The organism is Streptomyces oryzae, assembly GCF_017676365.1.
In the GTDB taxonomy this organism is placed as follows: Bacteria; Actinomycetota; Actinomycetes; order Streptomycetales; family Streptomycetaceae; genus Streptomyces; species Streptomyces oryzae.
Genome location: NZ_JADKMA010000003.1, coordinates 1 through 21206, shown reverse-complemented (window position 1 = coordinate 21206; position 21206 = coordinate 1). Strand labels below are relative to the sequence as shown.

The 21206-nt window shown below is 69.2% G+C and carries 18 protein-coding genes and 4 pseudogenes; 11 read left to right on the top strand and 11 right to left on the bottom strand.

The annotated features are described in order from the left end of the window. The first annotated feature begins 324 nt into the window (after positions 1 to 324). The 4 genes from ITI46_RS01040 to ITI46_RS01025 all read left to right on the top strand — a co-directional run bounded on the left by ITI46_RS01040 (position 325) and on the right by ITI46_RS01025 (position 3765). Complete coding sequence (locus ITI46_RS01040) at positions 325 to 939, top strand: hypothetical protein (RefSeq protein WP_209237205.1); 615 nt, start codon at positions 325 to 327, stop codon at positions 937 to 939. A gap of 226 nt (positions 940 to 1165) precedes the next feature. Continuing rightward, complete coding sequence (locus ITI46_RS01035; protein ID WP_209237204.1) at positions 1166 to 2419, top strand: glycosyltransferase family 4 protein; 1254 nt, start codon at positions 1166 to 1168, stop codon at positions 2417 to 2419. Beyond that, positions 2416 to 3387, top strand: a complete 972-nt coding sequence (locus ITI46_RS01030) for a hypothetical protein (RefSeq protein ID WP_209237203.1) — start codon at positions 2416 to 2418, stop codon at positions 3385 to 3387. The genes ITI46_RS01035 and ITI46_RS01030 overlap by 4 nt, the downstream gene beginning before the upstream one ends. Before the next feature lie 228 nt (positions 3388 to 3615). After that, on the top strand, positions 3616 to 3765 hold the full coding sequence (locus ITI46_RS01025; protein WP_209237202.1) for a hypothetical protein: 150 nt from the start codon (positions 3616 to 3618) through the stop codon (positions 3763 to 3765). A 110-nt stretch (positions 3766 to 3875) separates the two neighbouring features. Here ITI46_RS01025 and ITI46_RS01020 read toward each other — a convergent pair whose 3' ends face one another. After that, complete coding sequence (locus tag ITI46_RS01020; RefSeq protein WP_209237201.1) at positions 3876 to 5207, bottom strand: aspartate aminotransferase family protein; 1332 nt, start codon at positions 5205 to 5207, stop codon at positions 3876 to 3878. Between the two features lie 79 nt (positions 5208 to 5286). On the opposite strand from ITI46_RS01020, the pseudogene ITI46_RS36205 reads away from it, so the two are divergent. Further along, a pseudogene (locus tag ITI46_RS36205) lies at positions 5287 to 5498 on the top strand (helix-turn-helix domain-containing protein); the annotation flags it as partial. Positions 5499 to 5800: 302 nt separating this feature from the next. Here ITI46_RS36205 and ITI46_RS01015 read toward each other — a convergent pair. Continuing rightward, the gene (locus ITI46_RS01015) at positions 5801 to 6511 is read right to left on the bottom strand and encodes a DUF4232 domain-containing protein (RefSeq protein ID WP_209237200.1); all 711 of its coding nucleotides are present in this window, start codon (positions 6509 to 6511) and stop codon (positions 5801 to 5803) included. A gap of 552 nt (positions 6512 to 7063) precedes the next feature. After that, a complete protein-coding gene (locus ITI46_RS01010; RefSeq protein ID WP_247745277.1) occupies positions 7064 to 7753 on the bottom strand; it encodes a TetR/AcrR family transcriptional regulator in 690 nt (229 codons plus the stop codon). A gap of 168 nt (positions 7754 to 7921) precedes the next feature. Here ITI46_RS01010 and ITI46_RS34475 point away from each other — a divergent pair. Continuing rightward, positions 7922 to 8260: pseudogene (locus ITI46_RS34475) on the top strand (helix-turn-helix domain-containing protein); the annotation flags it as partial. A 177-nt stretch (positions 8261 to 8437) separates the two neighbouring features. Here the strand turns inward: ITI46_RS34475 and ITI46_RS01000 are convergent. The 6 genes and pseudogenes from ITI46_RS01000 to ITI46_RS00975 form a co-directional block, all read right to left on the bottom strand. Continuing rightward, positions 8438 to 8536: pseudogene (locus ITI46_RS01000) on the bottom strand (helix-turn-helix domain-containing protein); the annotation flags it as partial. A gap of 141 nt (positions 8537 to 8677) precedes the next feature. After that, a complete protein-coding gene (locus ITI46_RS00995) occupies positions 8678 to 9727 on the bottom strand; it encodes a methyltransferase (protein ID WP_209237199.1) in 1050 nt (349 codons plus the stop codon). Between the two features lie 441 nt (positions 9728 to 10168). Next, entirely contained in the window at positions 10169 to 11398 is a 1230-nt protein-coding gene (locus tag ITI46_RS00990) for an ABC transporter permease (protein ID WP_209237198.1), read from the bottom strand. Further along, complete coding sequence (locus ITI46_RS00985; protein WP_209237197.1) at positions 11398 to 12114, bottom strand: ABC transporter ATP-binding protein; 717 nt, start codon at positions 12112 to 12114, stop codon at positions 11398 to 11400. Before ITI46_RS00985 ends, ITI46_RS00990 begins: the two co-directional genes overlap by 1 nt. Next, positions 12111 to 13151 carry a peptidoglycan-binding protein gene (locus ITI46_RS00980; protein ID WP_209237196.1) on the bottom strand — a complete coding sequence of 347 codons (1041 nt, stop codon included), beginning with the start codon at positions 13149 to 13151 and terminating at the stop codon, positions 12111 to 12113. Before ITI46_RS00980 ends, ITI46_RS00985 begins: the two co-directional genes overlap by 4 nt. Positions 13152 to 13183: 32 nt before the next feature. Next, a complete protein-coding gene (locus tag ITI46_RS00975) occupies positions 13184 to 13690 on the bottom strand; it encodes a hypothetical protein (protein WP_209237195.1) in 507 nt (168 codons plus the stop codon). A 134-nt stretch (positions 13691 to 13824) separates the two neighbouring features. Here ITI46_RS00975 and ITI46_RS00970 point away from each other — a divergent pair, with 134 nt between their 5' ends. Further along, entirely contained in the window at positions 13825 to 14490 is a 666-nt protein-coding gene (locus ITI46_RS00970) for a response regulator transcription factor (RefSeq protein ID WP_209237194.1), read from the top strand. After that, entirely contained in the window at positions 14487 to 15779 is a 1293-nt protein-coding gene (locus ITI46_RS00965; protein WP_209237193.1) for a sensor histidine kinase, read from the top strand. Before ITI46_RS00970 ends, ITI46_RS00965 begins: the two co-directional genes overlap by 4 nt. A 58-nt stretch (positions 15780 to 15837) precedes the next feature. On the opposite strand, the pseudogene ITI46_RS35980 reads toward ITI46_RS00965, so the two are convergent. Beyond that, positions 15838 to 16093, bottom strand: a pseudogene (locus ITI46_RS35980) (MurR/RpiR family transcriptional regulator); the annotation flags it as partial. 86 nt (positions 16094 to 16179) lie between these two features. After that, complete coding sequence (locus tag ITI46_RS00960) at positions 16180 to 16812, bottom strand: TetR/AcrR family transcriptional regulator (protein ID WP_209237192.1); 633 nt, start codon at positions 16810 to 16812, stop codon at positions 16180 to 16182. 283 nt (positions 16813 to 17095) lie between these two features. Here ITI46_RS00960 and ITI46_RS00955 point away from each other — a divergent pair, with 283 nt between their 5' ends. The 3 genes from ITI46_RS00955 to ITI46_RS00945 all read left to right on the top strand — a co-directional run bounded on the left by ITI46_RS00955 (position 17096) and on the right by ITI46_RS00945 (position 21162). Next, positions 17096 to 18493 (top strand): MFS transporter, encoded by a 1398-nt coding sequence (locus ITI46_RS00955; protein WP_209237191.1) that lies wholly within the window; start codon positions 17096 to 17098, stop codon positions 18491 to 18493. After that, positions 18490 to 19710, top strand: coding sequence for an FAD-dependent monooxygenase (locus ITI46_RS00950; protein WP_209237190.1), 1221 nt, complete (start codon positions 18490 to 18492; stop codon positions 19708 to 19710). Before ITI46_RS00955 ends, ITI46_RS00950 begins: the two co-directional genes overlap by 4 nt. A gap of 360 nt (positions 19711 to 20070) precedes the next feature. Further along, positions 20071 to 21162 (top strand): LacI family DNA-binding transcriptional regulator, encoded by a 1092-nt coding sequence (locus tag ITI46_RS00945; RefSeq protein ID WP_209237189.1) that lies wholly within the window; start codon positions 20071 to 20073, stop codon positions 21160 to 21162. Positions 21163 to 21206 lie beyond the last annotated feature (44 nt).

The following is a 21206-nucleotide window of genomic DNA, read 5'->3' as shown; positions in this document are numbered from 1 at the left end:
AGCTCATGGAGTGGGGCGCGTAGTCGTTACCGCGGTCGAGCCTCTTGCCTGGAAGGCGCCTGCCTCTTCACTCCATGTGTCCGGTCGTGAGGTTCGACGAGCCGAACCGATCAGCTGGCACGTGCGGATCTTGAGGTTCAACGGCGGGTTCTCAACAGCACGATCGGGCTCAGTTCCCCGGTTTCCGGACTGCGGAACCGGTACTCACTGGGGGCGGGTTCCCGAAGTCGGTGTCCTCGCGGGGAGTTGTCCACCTCGGCGGGGGCAACTTGCACTGCCTGTCACTTAGTGACATAGTCACTAAGTGACAGGCGTCGTCGGCTCATGATCTTCGGCAACTCCACTGGAAGATGCCAGGCGCCCACGCCTGAAGCCCCGATTCCGTGGGGCACCGCATCCGACACCCATGGGGGACCTCATGAAAGCCATTGGCAGCGCCGTCCGTGCCGTCCGGCTCGTGGCTGTCGCTGCCGCCGCTGCGGTTTCGCGGGCGGCCTGCCAGCGCGACGGCGGCATGGACCGCGACGCCGGATCCTCGTCCTCCGCCGGGGCGTCGAAGGACTCCGGGGGAACGAATCGGGCCCGGCCGACTCCGACTCCGGCTCCACGGGCAACGGCGGTGCGCAGGGCAACAAGGAAAGCGGCAACGGGGCGGACAAGCCGACAGGGGGCGGGACCTCTGGCGCGAAGGGCGCCGCGTGCACTGTCGGCAAGGTCCCCGTCAGTCTCCAGGAGACCGGTGGCAGTGCCCCGGTCATTCCGCTGAAGGCCACCAACAGCGGCAGCACGCACTGCGACCAGTACGGCTACCCGGACGCCCAGTTCCCTATACCGGTCGGCGGCGGCAAGGTCACCGCCCCCAGCCGCGTCGACCTCACCCTCATCGACAACTCGACCGCCACCTGCTGGAACGACACCACCGAGCAGGTACTCCAGTAAACCCGCATCCCACCCCGCAAGGGGTGCCTCCCACCCGACCGGGAGACGCCTCTGCGGGGTGCACGGGCCTTCACCGTCGTCAAGACGGGCCGTGGGGCCGCCTGCTCCCGAACCGTGGACATCGTCCCGTTCTGGAGGGGACGGGCGGGGCCTGCCGAAGCCTCGTCCAACTGCTACCGCGAGTCGCGATGGGACGCGACCAAAAAATAGGGACATAGGGGGAACAATGCACATCTCGTTTCTGATCTTCAGCGCGTACGGGATGGGTGGCACGGTCCGTACCACCTTCAATCTGGCGCAAGCGCTCGCCGAGCAGCACGAGGTGGAGGTCGTATCCGTCTTCCGGTACCGGGACAAGCCGTTCTTCGAGCCGGGCAACGGCGTCCGGGTCAGGTCGCTGGTGGACATGCGTCGGCGCAGTCCGACGTATGACGGCGCCGATCCCGAACACGCACAGCCTGCCCGGGTCTTCCCCAGCGCCGATGGCCAGTACGCCCGGCACAGCGCGCTGACCGACCGGCGGATCGGTGCATACCTGGCCGGCACGGAGGCCGACGTGGTCCTCGGCACCCGGCCCGGCCTCAATGTGCATGTAGCCCGGCAGACGCGCCGCGGCCCGGTGCGTGTGGGACAAGAACACCTCACCCTGGCCACGCATTCGGCGCGGATGAAGCTTCTGCTCAGCCGTGTCTATCCGCGACTGGACGCGGTCACCACGGTGACCGAGGCGGACGCCCGGGACTACCGCAAGACCTTGCGGCTGCCGGGCGTACGCATCGAGGGGCTGCCCAACAGCGTGCCCAAACCGCAGGTCACGCCCTCCGACGGCAGCGGCAAATGGGTCGTGGCCGCGGGCCGGCTCGCCCCGGCCAAGCGGTACGACGTGCTCATCCGCGCCTTCGCCGACGTCGTGCGCGAGCGCCCGGACTGGGGGCTGCGCATCTACGGGCACGGCCGCGAGCGAGGCAAGCTGAGAAATCTCATCGATGAACTCGGCCTCTACAACCACGTCTTCCTGATGGGCTCGGCGCATCCCATCGAGGCCGAATGGGTCAAGGGATCGATCTGCGCCGTCACTTCGAGCCTGGAGTCGTTCGGGATGACGATTGTCGAGGCGATGCGGTGCGGTCTTCCCGTGGTGGCCACCGACTGCCCGCACGGGCCAGGCGAGATCATCCGCAACGGCCAGGACGGACTCCTGGCCCCCACCGGCGATGTGAGCGCGATATCCGGCGCACTGCTGCGCCTGATCAACGACGACCAGCTGCGTGTGGAGATGGGCAGGGCCGCACTGACCGCGTCGGCACGGTTCGACCCCGCGGATGTGGCCGCCCGATATGAGGACCTGCTGACCTCGCTGGCCGGCCGCCCCGCCGGCGCACTGCGCCGAGCACGCGGCACCCTCCTCGGCGGGGCCTACGCGGCCCGCGAGACCGTACGCCTGGGTGTGGGGCACGCTCTGGAAGGAGCACGGGCATGATTCACCCGTCCCTCGACACAGCAGCGGCATCCACGCCAGACGTCAGTTCACCCCCCGGCCGCAAGCTCCAACGCCCGCGCGCCGACTGCACAGCCCACAGCGACGGAAGCCTGACCTTCGACGTGCGGCTCTCCGACGAAACCGGCAAGAAAGCCGCAGCTCCCGAGGCGGACGAGCACGCCGCCGTCCTCCTGCGCCTGCGCCACCATCACGGCCCCGATGCCTCCCTCAGCCTGCCGCTCGCCCGTGCGGCAACGGACGGCGGGCTGCGCGCCACGCTGCCCGCCACCACATGGCTGCGCGAGGGACGCTGGGACGTCTACCTCGCCCGCACCGGCGAACCACCACAACGACTGCTGCCCGGAATACCAGACCTGCGCTCCCTCGTCGGCGGCGCACTCTTCGACGCACACGCATGGCTCGGCGTCCGGATCCCCTACACCACCAAATACGGCAACCTCACCATCCGTACCTGGGTGCGGCGACCGCATGCCGAAGCCGGCACATTGCGCATCGACGACGCCACCATCGCGCTGCACGGCACGCTCTACGGCGCGCAGCTCTCCCCCACCGCCTGCCTGGAAGCACACCCCCGCGACCCGGCAGCCCCGACAGTGCGCGTACCGGTGCGCCCGGACCAGGAGGAACACCCCGGAAGGGAAACCGCACCGCAGCACACCCCCGGCCCACAGCACCCCCAGCGCGGATTCGCTGCCGTACTGCCCTTCAACTCCCTGCTGCCCGGGCGCCAGGTGTGGGACCTGTGGCTGCGGCCTTCCGACTCCGAGGACCCGGTCCGCCTCGCACGGATCCTGGACGACATCCCGGACAAGAAGCACGTCTTCAGCTACCCATCGCGGCACGTGGCGAGCCCCGACGGCACCGCCCACGCGGTGCGGCCGTACTACACGGTCAACAACAACCTCGCGGTTCGTGTGCGTTACGAGGCCTCGGTGAAGGAGGAGTAGTGGCCATTTTCAGCCCATCCGCTCGCCACCGCCGATGACCCGCCAGCCGACCGTCACGCCGCCGGCTGCTGGGGGTGACGGGTGCGGCTCTCCTCTGGGATGACTTTCTCTCCATGAGCCCGTGGTTCGAAGGCGAGGGCCGCACCGCTGGTCTGGACCCGCCGGAGCTCGCCGCAGCACGCACCGTGCTGGCAGTGCGCTCTCCTGCGACGCGGGCGCCCTGTCACCGTGGGAGAACGCCTCGACGCCGTCTGGGGGCCAACGGCCAACCCCCGTCTGCGGCCGTATCCGTGCTGCGTCGCCGAAGCGAAGAAACAGTGCGCCGCGGGCGAACTGGCGGCAGCTGCGGCGCTGCTGCGTTCCGCACTCGACGGGTGAGAGGGGATACCGCTGGCCGGGCTCTGCGGCCCGCTGGCCGAGGTTGAGCGCGCCCGACCGGCCGAAGTGCGCGGCGTCCCCCTGGAGGCGCCGCGCGGTGGGCCGATGTCTCAGAGCGCGGCGCGGGCGTCGCCGATCGCCTTGTCCAGAATGGTCAAGCCGAGCGAGAGCTCGTCCCGCGTGGCGGTCAGCGGCGGTGCCATCCGCAGGACCGAGCCTGTGTGCGGCGGTTGGACGACGTTCATATGCAGGCCGAGTTCGAGGGAGCGCCGGGTGACCCGCGCGCCCAACTCGCTCGAACTTTGCTTCGACTCGCGGTCGACGACGAGTTCGAGTCCGGCCAGCAGACCCCGGCTGCGGATGTCCCCGACGACCTCGTGCTGGCCGGCAATGTTCTCCAGGCCGTCGCGGAGGAACGCGCCGAGCGACTGCGCGCGCTCGTCGAGCTTGTCGCGGACCAGGACGTCGAGGACGGTGTTGCCGACCGCGGCCACCAGCGGATCGGCGATGTGCGTGGTGAAGAGCAGGAACCCGCGCTCCTGCGCCGACTGTTCGATCTCGGCGCTGGTGACCACCGCCGCGAGGGGCAGCCCCGCACCCAGCGTCTTGGACAGCGTGAGGATGTCGGGGACGACACCGTCACGCTCGAACGCGTACCAGGTCCCGGTACGGCACAGCCCCGTGTGGGCCTCGTCCAGGATCAACAGCATGCCGCGCTCCCGGCACTTGGCCTGCAGCGCGGCGAAGTAGCCGGCCGGGGGCTCGATGATGCCGCCCGAGCTGAGGATCGGCTCGACAAGGCACGCGGCCAGGCTGCCGGCCGACTGCGCGTCGATCAGCTCGAAGGCACAGTCCAGCTGGCGCTGCCAGTCCAGCGAGCCGTCGGCTGCGGTGACATCGGGCCGGTAAGCGTCCGGCACCGGGAGGGCGAAGTTCCCGGGCGCACCCGGGCGATAGCCCTTGCGGCCCGCACCGTAAGTGGCGGACGCCGCAGCCTGCGTCATGCCGTGCCAGGACCCGGCGAACGAGACGACCTCGTCTCTGCCGGTGACGAGCTTCGCCATCTGGATCGCCGCTTCGTTCGACTCCGCGCCGGTCGTCAACAGCAGTACCTTCTCCAGTGGCGCCGGCAGCGTACCGGCCAGCCGTCTGGCGAGGTCGACCACCGGGCGGCTGAGCATGCCGCTGAAGAGGTGGTCGAGGGTGGCGACCTGCCGCTGGACCGTCTCGACGATCTCCGGGTGAGAGTGGCCGAGGATCGCGCTCATCTGGCCGGAGGTGAAGTCGAGGATCTTCCGGCCGTCGGCGGCGAACAGGAAACTTCCCGCGGCGCGGTTGATGATCTCGGGGGTGAACTCGGCGCCGTGGCACGCGAGGTGCTTGTCGGCGTCGGCCCAGAAGGTTTCGGTGGCCAGCGCGAAAGCGGTGGTCGAAGCAGCCATGTCCTCGACGGTAAGTCGCCTCCGAGCGACGCGTCCATCTCACAAATCCGGCTTTCCTGTTCGGTAAAACCGCACAACAATGGGAGTATTGAACCCCTGGAGGCCGCGGTCGCTGAGCCGGTTGGACACCGCTGGGCACCGTTCGCGCAGCCGCACAATCCACGAACCCGAGCCCGTCCAGCGTAGTCCCAGCAGCTCGCCGTCCTTGAGACCGAGACGTGCACACAGCCGCTGGAGCGTACGGGACGCCGGGTGCGGCTGCGTTGTGCCGGTGCAGCAATTGCTTGCCGGCTGTTCAGCACGCCGGAGGCCGGGGCTGTCGGTCACGCCGCTGCCCGGCCTGGCGGTCGACCACCGTTACCGCGTCGCCACCAGGGAACTCGCAACTCCTGTGACGCGCAACTCCGGTGACGCGCACGATCACGGCAGCGCGGAATCTCAGCACCGGTGGTTGCTGGTATGGCGGACCCCGCAGAAGGTCTCAAGGTCGGGTGGGAGGCACCCCTTACGGGGGGCGGTCTGAGAACCTCCACGGACATCACTCTGACGAGCCGGCGGTCAGTAACCACCGCGGCGGGCCGTGGGCACCGCCCTCACTGGGGCGGCATGGGGTTGGCGTGGATGGGGTGGACCAGGACGTCGCTGTAGTGGCCTTTGACCGCCCCCGAGGGCCACCTCAGGGTGATGTGCCGGCTCTCGTGCGGCGGCGTCACCTCGATGTGGGTCGGGTTGGATTCATCGGGCTCGCCACCAGGCGAGGTCTGGTACGAGATGTTGAAGACGCCGTTCTGGCCGGGCTTCAGGTTGGCGATACGGGGCTGATTGTCGTCGCGCGAGATGGGGTTCGAGGTGTTGTCGGCGTCCTTCAGCATGACGCCCGGGAAGCCGGTCACCGAGCAGGCGGTCGAGCCCTTGTTCGTCATGGTGACGATGACATTGCCGCGCTCCTCGTGCTTGACGTCCCTGGCGCTCATGTCCAGGTCCGCCACCTTGCAGAACCTGGCCTGCTCCGTGCCCTCGCCCGAGCCGTTCCCTGAACCGGCGCCGGCTTCGGTGGCGCCGTCGCCGGAGCCCTGCTGCTTGGCGCCCCTGGCCTCCGTGCCGCCCGACGACGCGCCGTCGTCCGAGGAGCCGCCGCCCGACGATGAGCCGCCCTTCGAAGAGTCCGACGAGGGGGACGACGAGGAGGACGACGAACTGCTCTTGGCGGACGAGTCCTTCCCGGAGTCGTCAGCGCCGCAGGCGCTGAGCGAGAGACCCGCGGTGAGGGCCAGGGCGGCGAGGGTGAGCTTCTGAGCGCGCAACTTTCTTCCTTTGCGGTCGGTGCCGTCTGCCCGGCACGCGTGGGCGTTACTGACCACTTCGATCCGCTCGGCCCACGGAATGTTCACGCCCGACCGCCCGTCTTACATGCCTGTTACACGATCAGGGGTAGGAACGCTGACACCGCGCGGTGCGCACCGCCCGAGCCCAACGGCGCACCCCGTCCTCGCACCGCCCTGGAAAATGGTGCCCGAGAGCCATTCAGAGCGCTGCACCGATGCGCGCTGCCGCGCGCGGACCGCCGATTTCCGTAGCCCGGATCGTGGATCACCACAGCCACCGACCGCTGGGACGGATCCGTAACCGACTGGCCATTGCGCCGCGGAGTTTTCGCCGACCGCTCCACCCCGGCCCACCGGCGAGGAAACCCGCCTGTCCTGCACGTCTTGGTCCACACAGCCAGTGGCCACAAACTCCCGATCCGGCGTTTCGCGGCTCCAGATTCACGGCTGGAGTGCTGCGGCTGCCTCGAACGCTACGGATCCGGAAGCAACACCGCGGGGTGCAAGCAGCATGGGCCGACACGGCGCACTTCAGGCAGTGACCGCGTCTCCTATGTCACCTCCCGTGGCATTACGTACAGCCTGCGCTAAACGTTGGGGAACGTCGACCAACCCCTGGGGATCGGCACCACTCAGTGCAGCGGCGCCGATTTCTTCCTTGACGACCCGAAAAGCGGCCGAAGCAGCCGCCCCACGCACCCGCACCTCGAAATCGCTGATCGGACGGGCCAGCCGCTTCGCGACGATGCCGATCATTTCGCGTTCGACTTCATCGCAGGCCATGAGCCAAGCTGTGCGGATTGACGGCTCGTTATCGGCCAGTCGAATCATCTTCGTCGCGAGCACAGTGTCGGCGTGTTCCGTGGAATCGGTGTCGTGAACGTACTTGGCGACCTCCACGGCGAAATGCTCCTCGAGGGAGAGATGCCGTGGCCAGCTGCGCAGCACGACCATCTCCCATTCCACGCCTTTCATCACGACCGGCTCGGCGCAGCTCTCCTTGCTGCGAAAATGACGCCAGATGGTGCGGGTTGACAGACCCACAGCTTGAGCGATCTGGTGGCCGCTGGTCGCGGCTACGCCGCGTTCCCAGAACAGACGCGAGGCCGCTCGTGAGATCTCCAGGCGCAGCCAGTGGCGTCGTTGTCCACTCATCCCACTTGCATGGCACGCTTGCGCTTCCACCTGGATCACCTCGTCGTGACATGCCGCCATTGTCATTGAATGGCATATTGTCACTTAATGCCAGATCCAATCAAGATCTGTGGTCACTGGGCTCTCGCCGCCCCTTGTCCGACTGACGGCAACAGCGACACCCGTACTCGTGCCTTCCAGCAAGAGATGAGCAGCTGAGTGTGGCCTGCTTCGCCGAGGTCCCCACCGGTCGAAATGGCGCTGGACCGCCTGCGGCCGGAATCTCATCTCCGCAAGGGACACAGCCGGTCGGCGGTCCGTTCTTGGGTTTGTCGATGCGCAGGACGACGCCGTGCCGAGATCGCCCTGCGGGAGCCGGCCGCGTTCCTGCGCACCCGGCGCGAACGGCCGGACCCGCGCGCTCTCGGTCTGCCCTCGCGCCGGCAGGCCCGGCGGGCCCCGGGACTGCGCCGCGAAGAGGTCGCCGAACTGGCCGGGATCAGCGTCGACTACATCGTGCGGCTGGAACAAGGGCGCGGACTGCGGCTCTCAGCGGGCGTGGTGGAGGCCCTGGCCCGGGCACCGCGCCTGGCGCCCGTCGAGCACGCCTGCCTCTTCAACCTGGCCCAGCAGCGCCCCCGCAACGCCGACAAACCCGCCACCACTGCGGCACCGCCGCTGTACGGGCTGGTCACCGACCTGTCACCGCGGCCGACCATTCGGCGAGCACGGCGACGCCCTGGCGTGCTGTGCCGACGGCAATGTCGAAACCGCGATCTGGGCGAGGGAGTCGTGCTGGCACAGGTACACCAGACCGACCAGGGCACGCTGGTGCGGCGGGAGCTTGCAGCGGCGGTCCACCTCTGGGGTTCACATCGGTGAGCCAGGCGTCTTTGGTGCGGCTGGCATTGCTCGAGGTGCACAAGATGCAGGTGATGTTGTCGAGTAGCCGCGAAGGGGCGGTCGAAGGTCTCGGCGTGGCCGAGCGTGCCGAGCGCTTGCCAGCGAGGCTCAGGAGGGCACTGCCTCCAGCACGGAGACCAGGGATGCGGAAGGCGTCACCTTGATGAGCGCCAGACCGGCTCGCTCGAACAGCTTCTCGAACTCCCCCACGTTGCGCTCCCGTCCCCCCGTGAGAGCCAGCATGGTCATGTCCATCAGTGGCGGCAGGCCCGGCTCGCCCACCTCGTCGATGAGGAGCTCCATCACCAGCACGCGCCCACCGGGCTTGAGCGCTTCCCGGCAGTTGCGCAGGATCCGCACGCAGGCGTCGTCGTCCCAGTCGTGCAGGATGAACTTCAGCAGGTGCACATCGCCTGGCGGCACCTCGTCGAAGAAGTCGCCGCCGACGAAATTGAAGCGGTCCGCGACGCCAAGACGGGCCGCGGAGGCGTCTGCTTCGGTACCCACGTGCTCACGGTCGAGCACCGTCCCGGTCAGTGCGGGATGCCGCCGCATGAGCGTCTGGACGAGGGTTCCGCCGGCGCCGCCGACGTCGACGGCGGTCTCGGCGGCCTTGAGGTCGATCACGTCAGCCAGTTGGTGGGCCAGGGCACGTGTCATGACGGTCATGGCGTTGGTGAAGACCTCGGCCTCTCCCGGCCTGGTGGCAAGCCAGTCGAAGATCGGCGCGCCGAGGACGGCCTCCGCCTGGGATGTTCCCGTGCGAATGGAGTCGGCCAGCCGTCCCCACGGCAGCCAGTGCGACTCGGTCCCGCCCCACAGCGCAAGGTCGCGCAGGGAACCCGGCGCATCGGTGCGCAAGTTGTCGAGCACGGGCATACTGGCGAACCGTTCCCCGTCCGCCGATGTGACCAGGCCGAGGGATGCGCAGGCCCGCAGAAAGCGGAACGTCGCGCCGGGATCCAGCGCCTCCGCCTCGGCGACCTCGGCGGCGGTGGCCCCATCCGGGTGCAGATGGTCGGCGATACGCAGCTCGGCTGCCGTCCGTACCACCTGAGTGACTTGGTACCCCATCACCATCTGCAACAGCCGTTGGGTGTCGCCTACTGGCGCCTTGACAGAACCGGCCGCGACCAAGGGGTGATCGAACAATGCCATGTGATGCCTTCTCTCTTTTCGGTTTCGGTGAGACCTCCCGCCGGGCGGTAGCACAGATGAGGTGCTGGAAGGTGCTTCGTCGGGCTTGGCGGTGAGGGGCCGGCGCCCGAGCGCCTCCGGCGCCTGCCGCGCCGGAAGGTGGCACGGGCACGGTCAGCGGGCGATGCCCGCGATCCGGCCTCACGCCCGATCAGCGCCTCGACCTATGGGCGTGCTGTCACTAAATGACTGTGTCACTAAGTGACATCGGAGGCAAGTCCCAGCACCCCAGCGCTCAAGAGCTCTCGCAGTCGCTCGTCACCGAGCCGCTCGACGCCTCGCGTTCGGGTTCCCGGCATGGATCGGGTTGTCCGGTGCGAGACGTGCATCGCCGTCGCGCGGGGTGCCAGGGCCTGGTGGGGTACGGGCCGTTGCTCATCCCGGCATAACGCAGGCCAGGGCCTACGCCGCGTGCAGCGCCAGGGTCGGGGAGAGACGCGCTGCGCGGACCGCCGGGTAGAGGCCCGCGAGCGTGCCGATGACCAGGGTGGCGCCGAAGCCGCCCGCGACCGACCACAGCGGGACGACCCAGGGCAGGCCGTCGACGTGTGCGAACACCCCTGTCGCCGCCGCCCCCAGCACGACGCCGACCGCGCCGCCGAGCCCGGACAGCAGCAGTGACTCCGTGACGAACTGGATGCGGATCTGCCCGCATGCCGCGCCCAGTGAGCGCCGCAGCCCGATCTCGTACCGCCTCTCCAGCACCGAGATGATCATGGTGTTGGCGACGCCGACCCCGCCCACCAGGAGCGCAATGCCGCCGAGCCCCAGCAGCAGGCTGTTGAAAGCCCCCTCCGACGCCGCCTTCGCCTGGAGCTTCGCGGACGGATCGGTGACCTTGACGTCCTGCGGGTTCTCCGGGTCGATCGTGGGCGCGAGCAGACCGCGTACGTCGCTCACGGAGTCGTCCGTCGAGCGCTCGTACACCGAGGTCGGGTGGCCGTCGAAGTCGAGCAGCCGTTCGGCGGCGTCCCAGCCGACGAGCGCCGATCGTTCGAGCTCCGGGGCCAGGGGCAGCGGGGCGAGGATGCCGACGACCGTGAAGTACCGGTCACCCAGCCACACCTGTGCTCCCGCCTGGCCGACCCCGAGCCGCTGCGCGGCGACGTCGCCGAGTACGACGGCGGGGTAGCGGCCATTGGCCCCGTTCAGCCAGCGGCCACTGGCGGTCTTCCCCCGTACGACCTTCAGCAGTTCCTGGGACGCGGCCTGGACGGTGATGCCCCCGCTCTCCTCCTCGGGGAGCTTGTCGTTGCGGCGTACGGTCGTATCGACGGTGCCGGTCGCGCCCGCCTCCTCCACTCCGTCGATACGGCCGACCTTGCCGGCTGCGTTCTTCGGCAGCTTGACGTCCTCACCAGCGAACATCGACTCACCAGGCGACGCCACCAGCATGTCGGTGCCGAGCCGGTCGAGGCGCCGCATCAGCTGCTCCTGGCTGGACGCCGATACGCCGACCACCGAGATCATGGTGGCGATGCCGATGGCGATGCCCAGCGCGGAGAGGACGACGCGCAGCGGGCGGCTGCGCAACCCACCCGAGCCGACATGCAGGACGTCACGCGGGCTGAGCCGGGCCGGGCTGAGCTTGCGGCGCGCGGAAGCACGGCGCGCGAACCTGTGACGGGCCATCAGGCGCCCGCCCGGGCGTCGCCCGGCACGCGCTCCCGCACGTCCTCCCGTACGTCCTCGACCACCGCACCGTCCCGCAGCCGGACCCGGCGCGGCAGTCGGTCCGCGACTTCCGTGTCGTGTGTGATGACCGCGATCGTGGCCCCCGCCGCGCCCAGGTCGTGCAGCAGCTCCATGACCGACTCACCGGACGCGGAGTCCAGCGCGCCGGTCGGCTCGTCCGCCAGCAGCAGTTCGGGGTCGCCGACCACAGCGCGTGCGATCGCTACCCGCTGCTTCTGCCCTCCGGACAGCTCGTGCGGCCGGTGCCGTGCACGGTCGGCGAGGCCGACCCGCTCCAGCGCCTCGGCAGCACGCCGCCGCCGTTCGGCGCGCGGCAGTCCCGAGTACAGCAGACCCTCCGCCACGTTGTCCTGCGCGCTGATCCCCGGCACCAGGTGGAACGCCTGGAAGACGAACCCCACATGCCGGGCCCGCAGCGCGGACAGTTCACGGTCGGAGAGCGCCGCCACATCGAACCCGGCGATCTCGACCGACCCGGAGGTGGGCCGGTCCAGCGTGCCGACGATGTGCAGCAGCGTGGACTTCCCCGAGCCCGAAGGACCGACGATGCCCACCAACTCGCCCTGCTCGATGTCGAGATCCACGTCGCGCAGCGCCGTGACGCCGCCCGCGTACTCCTTCGTGACCCCCGTGAGGCCGACGACCCGGGTCATATCTTGGGCACCCCGACCTTCATGCCCTCGCGCAGCCCGCCGCCGCTGACCTCGACCCTGCCCTGGCCGAAGAGGCCTGGTTCGACCCGTACATCACGGGCCTTGCCGTGCTCCACGACCTGCACGCCGAAGCCCCCGCCGTCCATCGCGAGCAGCGCCTCGACGGGTACGGTCAGCACGTCCTTCCGGGACTGCCCCTTCAGTTCCACCGTCACGGGCGCCTGGTCCAGTGCTTCCACCTGCTCCGGTTCGTCGAGGGAGACGGTGACCATGACCTTGGCCGAGTCGTCCCCGGAGTCGCCGCCTTCCTTCTCGGCCGAGGTGCCGACGGTACGGATCTCGCCCCGCGCCGACTTGCCGTCGGGGAGTTCGACGGTGACCTTGTCGCCCTCCTTGACCGATCCGCTCTCAGCGACGTCGAGCTTCATGGAGACGACGCGCTGGGAACCGGTGGTCGTCAGCACGGGCTGACCGGGTGCAGCGCGGTCGCCGACGGAACGGTCCACGCTCTCGATCCGTACGTCGTCCGGTGCGAAGGCGATGTCCTCCGGGCCCGCGGAGCCGGTCTCCTTGTCGCCGTTCGCCTCCTGCCAGCGCCTCACGGCGTCAGCGGTGAGGCCGGTGTACTCCTCGTCGACGGTGAAGCCGGTGTAGCCGAGCGCGGCGAGGTTCTCCTCGAGCTGCCGTACATCGGTGCCCTCGACCCCGTCCTTCAGCGTCCGGTACATCGGCTGGGAGCCGCGCATCAGCCGGACGTAATCGCCGTCGACCGCGTACAGCTTGCCGTTCCGATGGACGACCGAACCGGTCTTGGCCGTCCAGGTCAGCGTGCCCGCGCCGGCGGCGTTGATCTTCCGCTCGCCCCCGTAGCCGATGGTCCCGTCCGCCTGTGTGCTCTCGCTCAGGTCGCCCCGTTCGACGGCGGCGGTGTCCGGGGGCAGACCCGCGTTCTTGGACGTGCCGCCATCGTCGGAGGAGTTCAGCGTGGCGAACGCGGTGGCGCCGCACACCGCGATCACTATTGCCAGTGCAGCCATCAGTACAGTGCCTCGCTTCAGCCTGGGACGCTTCACTTGCCCAGGCCCTTGCAGGCCTTGTTGGCCTTGTCGAACTTCTTCCTCTCCTCACCCGTCGGCACCTTCCTGGACTTCTGCATGCCGCCTTCGCCGAACTCGGGGTCGGGCATGTTGTAGCCGTTGTCCCGCATGCACTTGGCGAACTTGAGCATCTTGTCCTTGTCGGCCTGCGACAGGTCCTGGGCGCCACCGTTCGGGGCCTTGTCCCGGCAGGCCTTCATCGCCTTCTCCACCTTCGCCTTGTTGCCGCCCCCGATGGAGACGGTGCTGCCCTTCTTCCCTTGGCCCTCGCCCTTGGGCTCGCCCACATCCAGGCCGTTGTCGCGCAGGCACTCGCGGAACGCGACGGCCTTGTCCTCGTCGGTCTTGCCGGCCGAAGTCCCGGAGCCCCTCGCGTCCTTGTCGCCGGAGCTGTCGGAACACGCCGTGCCGACCAGGCCCAGTGCGGCCACGCAGGCGATGGCGGCTGCGGCGCGACGGAGTACGGGTGACTTCTGCATGAGGGTCTCCTCGTCGAAGACGGTGATGGTGCGGTGCTCTCGAACGCGATGACCGTGCCGCAGAAGCGTGTTTCGTTTCTCTCAGCGAATCTGTTTACAACGACGAAACCCCCACCCCCAGTACACAGGTAGGTATGCGTGTACTACTGGTGGAGGACGAGGAGTTCCTGGCCGAGATGGTCGCCGAGGGGCTGCGGCGCGACGCCGTCGCCGTGGACGTGGCCCACGACGGCCGGGCCGCGATGGACAAGCTCCGCTTCGGCGCGTACGACGTCCTCATCCTCGACCGGGACCTGCCGCGGCTCCACGGCGACGAGGTGTGCCGCCGGGTCGTACAGCAGCGGCTGCTCACCCGCATCCTGATGCTGACCGCTGCCGGAGACGTACGGGACCGGGTGGCCGGGCTCGGTCTGGGCGCTGACGACTACCTCAGCAAGCCGTTCGCGTACGACGAGCTGCTGGCGCGGGTACTCGCCCTCGGACGCCGTGCACAGCCCGCACTGCCGCCCGTACTGGAAAGAGCCGGGCTCGTCCTCGACACCGCCAGGCGCCAGGTGAGCCGGGACGGCCGCTATCTCCCCCTCTCCCGCAAGGAGTTCGCCGTGCTGGAGACGCTGCTGCGGGCCGACGGCGCGGTGGTCAGCGGAGAGGATCTGATCGAACAGGTATGGGGGGAGGACACCAGCTACCGCACCAACGCCGTCCGCGTCACCCTCTCCAAACTCCGTGCCAAGCTGGGCGACCCACCCGTGATCGAAACGGTCCCGGGCTCGGGCTACCGTCTGGGGGATGGCCTGTGAGCAGCGAACGGGCCCGGCTGACCGCCCTCTACACCGGCCTGCTCGTGCTGGTCGGTGTGCTGCTGACCGGTCTCGTCTACGTCCTGCTGGAACAGGGCCTCGACTCCCGGATCGGCGTGGCGATCGACAATGTCGTGCCCGCGGACAGCAAAGGGCCGGAGGGGAACGCGCAGGAGGGGTTCGCAAGCACCGCCCCCCAGCGGACGCAACCGAGGCAGCCCCTGGACCGTGACGGAGTGAATCTGACCAGGAAGGTGAGCAACGCCGCCGGTGACGCGGCGCTGAGCCGCCTGCTGACGGTCTCCGGCGTGTCCCTGGCCGTCTTCACCATCGTCTCAGCGCTGCTGGCCTGGTGGATGGCGGGCCGGGTACTGCGCCCCGTCGGTGTCATCACCGCCAGGGCCCAGCGGCTCTCGGGCGAGAACCTGCATGAGCGGCTCGCCCTGAGGGCGCCGCGTGGCGAGCTCAAGGAACTCGCCGACACCTTCGATCAGATGCTCGACCGGATCGAGCATCTGGTCGCGGTCCGGCAGCGGTTCGCGGCCAGCGCCGCACATGAACTGCGTACCTCGGTCTCCGTCCAGCGCGCCGCGGCCGAGATCGGTCTGGCGAACGACCCGCCGCCGGAGAAGGTGGCCCGTATGCGGCGCAAGCTGATCGAGAACGCCGACGGGAGCGAGCGGCTCATCGAGGGCCTCCTGCTGCTCGCGGTCTCGGACCGGGAGCTGTCCAACCCCGAACCCGTCACACTGCACGAGATCACCACCGGCTGCGCGGCGGACCTGCAAGAGGCTGCGGCCCGGCACTCGGTCACCCTCGATGTGAAAGCTGAGCCGCTGTCCGTGGAGGGCGACGCTGTCCTGCTGGAACACGCGGTGTACAACCTCATCTCCAACGGCATCCGCCACAACCACTCCGGCGGCACCGTGCGGGTGCGCGTCGAACCGGACGCCATCGAGGTCGTCAACACCGGGCCCGTGGTGCCGGTCGCTGACGTGCCGCTCCTCTTCGAGCCCTTCCGCCGTGCGGAGCAGCGCACCCGCGGCCCTGGGGAGGGCGCGGGTCTGGGCCTGTCGATCGTCGCGTCGATCGTTCGGGCACACGGTGCGGACCTGCGGGCCGGCGCGAACCCGGAGGGTGGCCTGGCGATCCGGCTGGTGTTTCCGCCGTCGTCCACGGCACCCGGCGTGGCCCACACATCGGATGCCGTACCAGCGCAGCGCGCCGCTTCGGCCGCGTCCGCAGCTTCCGACGGGGCAGATCGGTGGGTGAAGCAGACCGGAGGGTGACGCGGGCAGCTCCGATGGTGCCCGGCGGCGCCGGGACCTCACGCCGCGAACAGCCCCCGCTCGCCCGCGCGGCGAACTCCTCAAGCCCTACCTGAGCATCGGGCAGCCCGTCGCACCCATGGCCTCCAGCAAGCACCCGCCCCGGCAACGGAGGCGCATGCGGTGTCGAAGGCGAGCCCCGCACCGACAGCTGCGGGCATCAGCAGGTCGCCGGGGCAGTGCGCGAAGCACAGCAGCGCGCCCGCACCGGCCTTGGCGCGGCTGCCGAGGCGGTCCAGCGGCATGGAGCCACCCCCGGTGAGCAACCGCGCATCGGCGGCGGCTCTACGCCGGCACCCTCAGTACGCAAGGTGCTCAGACGCGAGATGACGGCGCAGTGGTCTTTCGTCCCGCCGCAGCCCTACATGGTTCGGTATGCCCGGAGAAAGGTCCGCACGCCCTCGACGACGAGTGGCCTGACGCGGCTGTCCTCCGCGGCGTTCGCTGAACCGAGCCTGTCCAGCGCGACGCCGAAGGTCAGCGCGATGAACTGGTCGGCCGCGAGTCGGGGATCGGGGGCGTCGAGCAGTCCGGCCTCGGCGAAGGCGGCGAACCGCTCGGCAAGCGCCTCGTCGGGGGTATCAGCCATGGAGTTGTAGCCCCGTTCCGGCAGGTGCCGGGATTCTGCCCGGACCAGTCGTTGCAGCGTTGCGTACTCCGCCGAGCCGAGCATGTCGGTCGCGATGCGCATGGAGAACGTGACGAGGGCGTCTTCGAGGCCGGCGGCGTCGGTGAGGTCGGTGAGGGTGTCGTCGAGGGTGTGCCGGATCGTGCTGATCAGTGACTGGCCGACGGCGTCGACAACTGCCTGCAGCAGCGTCCGCTTGTCCCCGAAGTAGTCGTAGACCGTCCGCTTGGACACCTCGGCCCGGGCGGCGACCGCGTCGACGCTGGTCCGGTCGAAGCCGTCGGTGAGGAACAGTTCCCGGGCCGCCGAGAGGATGGCGGCCCGCTTCCGCGTGGATCCCTCGCGGAGTGTCTTCGTGGTCGGCATGGGCACATCGTAACCGTTCTACACTGCACGGTGTAGTGTAGTATTTCCTTGGTGCGGGGCACTCGTACACCGTTCCGCCCGGCGGAGCCGTGCATACGCCATCTCGGGCGCTGCCTCCCCGGGTTCATCCCGTCGGACGACCGCAGACCCGTCCACAACGCACCCGCACGCCGCGCCTCGCCTGAACGCCGCCGCTTCCGCTTCCGCGTCCGGTTCCCACAAGGCGGCAGCGCTACGCGTGCGTCCGGCCCTTCCTCAACCGCTCATGACGGAAAGGACATCCATGACCACAGCCTTGCCTCCCCCGGTCCGCATGGGGAAAGCCGCAGTCTGGGCTCTCGGCATGCTGGCGATCTCCACCGGTGCCCTGGAGTCGGTGGTGGCGCCGACGCTGCCGCTCCTGCAACGCGAGCTGGATATCAGTCCATCCACAGGGGCGCTGCTCAACATCGTGCTCGCCATCACCGGCGCGCTCGTCACTCCGCTCGCGGGCAAGCTCGGCGACCGCTACGGCGGAAAACGCGTCCTGATCAGGCTGATGGCGGTGGTCTCGGTCGGTGGTCTGGTGTCTTCGCTGGCGCCGAACCTGCCCGTCCTGCTGCTCGGCCAGGTACTGCAGGGGGCGATGATCGGCGCTCTGCCCCTGTCGTTCATCGTGGTGCGCAAACATCTCCCCGCGGCAGCGTCGAAGGTGGCCATCGGGCTGGTCAGCGGGATGTTCGTGGGGGGCTCGATGGTGGGACTGCTGGCGGCCGGGCCCGTGGCGGAAGCGCTCTCCCGACACTGGATGTTCGCGGTGCCGACGTTCGCGGTCATCGGGTTCACCCTGCTGGTGAGCAGGCTGATGCCGGCTGATCAGCCGGGCCGGTCGGACGATGCCGGGATCGACTGGCGGGGCATGCTTCTCCTGAGCGGGATACTGGTCACGCTCATGCTCGCGCTCGCGGTGGCGCCCGACGCCGGCTCGCAGCCTCTCGTGCTCGTCGCCCTCCTCGTGGTGCTGGCCGCCTTGGTGAAAGGGTGGATAGCCGTTGAGCGTCGTGCGGTCGTGCCGATGATCGATCTGCGCATGCTGGCACGGCCTGTGGTTTGGAAGTCGTGTGTGCTGACGTTCGGGATATGCCTCGGCACCGCGATGGGGGTCTTTCTCGTTCCGCAGCTGCTCGACGTGTCCGGCGACGGATACGGATTCGGGGCCGGCGCCACCGAGATCGGCTTCATCCTGCTGCCCGGCGCCGTGGTCGCGACGCTGGCCGGACCGGCCGGTGGGTTCGGGGAGCAGCGTTTCGGCTCGCGTGCCGTGGTCGCTGCCGCGGTCGTCATCATGGCCACCGCTCTGCTCGCCCTGTCAGCCGCACACACCGAGGTCTGGCACATCGTCGTCGGCAAGGCGCTGATCTCGCTCGCCAACGGCCTGTGTGTCACGGCCATGGTGACCAGCATCGCGTCTTCCGTCGATGAGAGTGACACCGGCATCGCCACCAGCCTGATCCTGGTCACTCGCGTGTTGGGCTCCGCCGTGGGCGGGATGCTCGGTGGCGTGCTCCTCACCTCGGGGACCCCATCCGGGTCGGATGTCCCGGCCGAATCGGCCTTCGTCACGGGCTTCCTCATCGCCGGCGTCGTCGCGGTGCTGGCCCTGCCTGTCGTCCGTACCATGAGCAACGGAGCCAAGAAATGACCCGCACCGATCTGTTGTGGAACACACGTACCACCCCGAGGCGCAAGGTCCTGATATCCGGGGCCGGCATCGCTGGGCCCGCCCTCGCATTCTGGCTGAACCGCTACGGATTCGAGGTCACGGTGGTCGAGAAGGCGAGCACACTTCGTTCTGGTGGCTACCCCATCGACGTGCGCGGCACCGCACTGGAGGTCGTCCGGAGGATGGGGGTCCTGCCACAATTGCAGGACGCACACGTCGACTCGCATCGGATCACCTTCCTCGACGGGGACGGCAGCAAGGTGACCTCGGTCAACCCGCACACGGTCGTCGGCAGCGACGCGGGACGGGACCTGGAGTTGCGGCGCGGGGCTCTGACCGACGCTCTTTACACCGCGGTCCGCGACGATGTGGAGTTCCTGTTCAACGACTCCATCGACACCCTCGACCAGTCAGTGCAGGGGGTCGACATCACCTTCCGCGGGGGCAGCAGGCGTACGTTCGACATGGTGATCGGGGCGGACGGTCTGCACTCACGTACCCGCGAGTTCCTCTTCGGCCCCGAGGAGCAGTTCCACAGGTACCTCGGCTACTGCTTCGCCGTGTTCACCATGCGCAACACCTTCGGCCTCTCCCACGAGATCACGATGTGGAACACCCCGGGCAGAGCCGCGGCACTCTACGCCGTCGGGGACGACGACGAAGTGCACGCCTTCCTCAACTTCGCCCACCCGGAACCGCCGTTCCACGCGTTCCGCAACCCGGAAGCCCAACGGGACCTGGTTGCCTCGGTCTTCGCCGACGCGGGCTGGGAAGTCCCGGGCATGCTCGCCGCCATGGGTGACGCGGACGACCTGTTCTTCGACGGGGTCAGCCAGATCCACATGCCCCGCTGGTCCAGCGGCAGGGTCGCGCTGGTGGGCGATGCCGCGTACGCGCCCTCATTCCTCACCGGCCAGGGCACCAGCCTCGCGCTCGTCGGCGCGTACATGCTCGCCGGTTCCCTGGCCGGCCGGGACCATGCCGCGGGCTTCGCCGCATACGAGCACACCACCCGCGAGTTTGTGACCGTGAACCAAGGGCTGGTCGGCGAGGGCGACGCCACACTCTTCCCCACCACCGCCCGGACCCTGGAACAGCGCAACGACATGCTGCGCAACCTCAGCACCATGCCCGCAAGGGAGGGACGACCGGCCCATTCGGCCCTCACCCTGCCCGAATTCACGCCCACAACGTGAGCCGGGAACGGCGAACTGCTCTGTCAGCGAACAACCAGCCTTGCGGACAGAGGCGTTGGAGGCTTCGTCCAGTTCTACGAGTAGAGCGTGAAGCAGGTACTCGGCTCGGGACGCTTCCTGCACGAGCACTTCACGAGCTGGGGCCGTTGGGTGAAGGACGGACACAACTCCACCCCTCCAGCCCGCCGGAGGGTGGAGGGCTGACGTATTAGTCCGTATTAGCCGGTGAAGCCCCTTGACCAGGCCGACAACACGGCGGCAAGGTGCTGACTAATCCGCATTAGCAACCAGCTGCTCACAGCACCTCCGAAGCTAATGCGCATTAGCAAGCCGAAGCACACTGGCGAAGGAGAACCGGACATGGCCGAAGACAACCCGCCACGGACCGCAAAGGCCCGGCGGGGACGGCCGCGACAGGCTGAGGTGGCCCGGCTCGCCGGGGTGTCACAGACCACGGTGTCGCTGGTGCTCGGCGGCAACAAGCAGGGCATCGCGCTGCACGCCGAGACCCGTGCCCGGGTACTGGCGGCGGCCCGGGAGCTGGGCTACGTGCCCGACCCGGCGGCCCGCCGGCTGGCCGCGTCCCGCAACAACCTGCTGGGCGTCTTCAGCTTCACCGCGACGTTCCCGACCGCCGTGGAGCACTCGTACTACCCGTTCCTCGTCGGCGTGGAGCAGGAGGCCGCAGCACAGGGCTTCGACCTGGTGCTGTTCACCGGTTCCAGCCCCGGCGGTGCCCAGGCGGACGTTCCCGGGGCGCTGGAGCGGGTGCGGCTCGCCGACGGCTGTCTCCTCCTCGGCCGCCACGCACCCACCGCCGCGCTGCGCCGACTCGTGGAGGACGGCTACCCGGTCGTACACATCGGCCGCCGCGACGACTTGTCGGACCTGGCCTGGGTGGGCGCCGACTACGTCGACGCCGGCGTCGAGGTCATGCGCCGCCTCGCCGCACTCGGTCACCGTCGTGCCGTTCTCGTCCGTGAGGACGACGACGCGACCGCTTCCATCGACCGCGAGCGCGGCTTCCGCACCGGGCTCACCGCAGCGGGCCTCGCGGGACCCTCAGGCGGCGGCGACCCCGTCGTGCGCGCCGTGGACCCGGTCGCCGAGATCACCCCGGACTGGGTACGGGAGCGGCGCGAGGAAGGCGTCACCGCCTTCGTCGCCGAGGAGACCGACACCGGCGCTGTCTGGCGGGCACTGCTGGCCGCCGTCGACGGGGCCGGGCTCAGCGCCCCGGACGATCTCTCGCTCGCGCTGCTCGGTTCACCGCCCGCCGATCTCGCCGACCGCCCGGAGCCCACCGGCTTCGACATCCCCCGCGCCGCGCTCGGCGCCGCGGCCGTCCGGGTGCTCACGGCGCTGCTGGTCGGTGCGAAAGCCGACGAGCCCCTGGTGGCCTGCGCGTTCCGCGCCGGCGCGACCGCGGGCCCGCCACCGGCCGCCCTCTGACCCACCCCAGCCGTCCACATCAGCAAGGAGCACGCACCGGATGC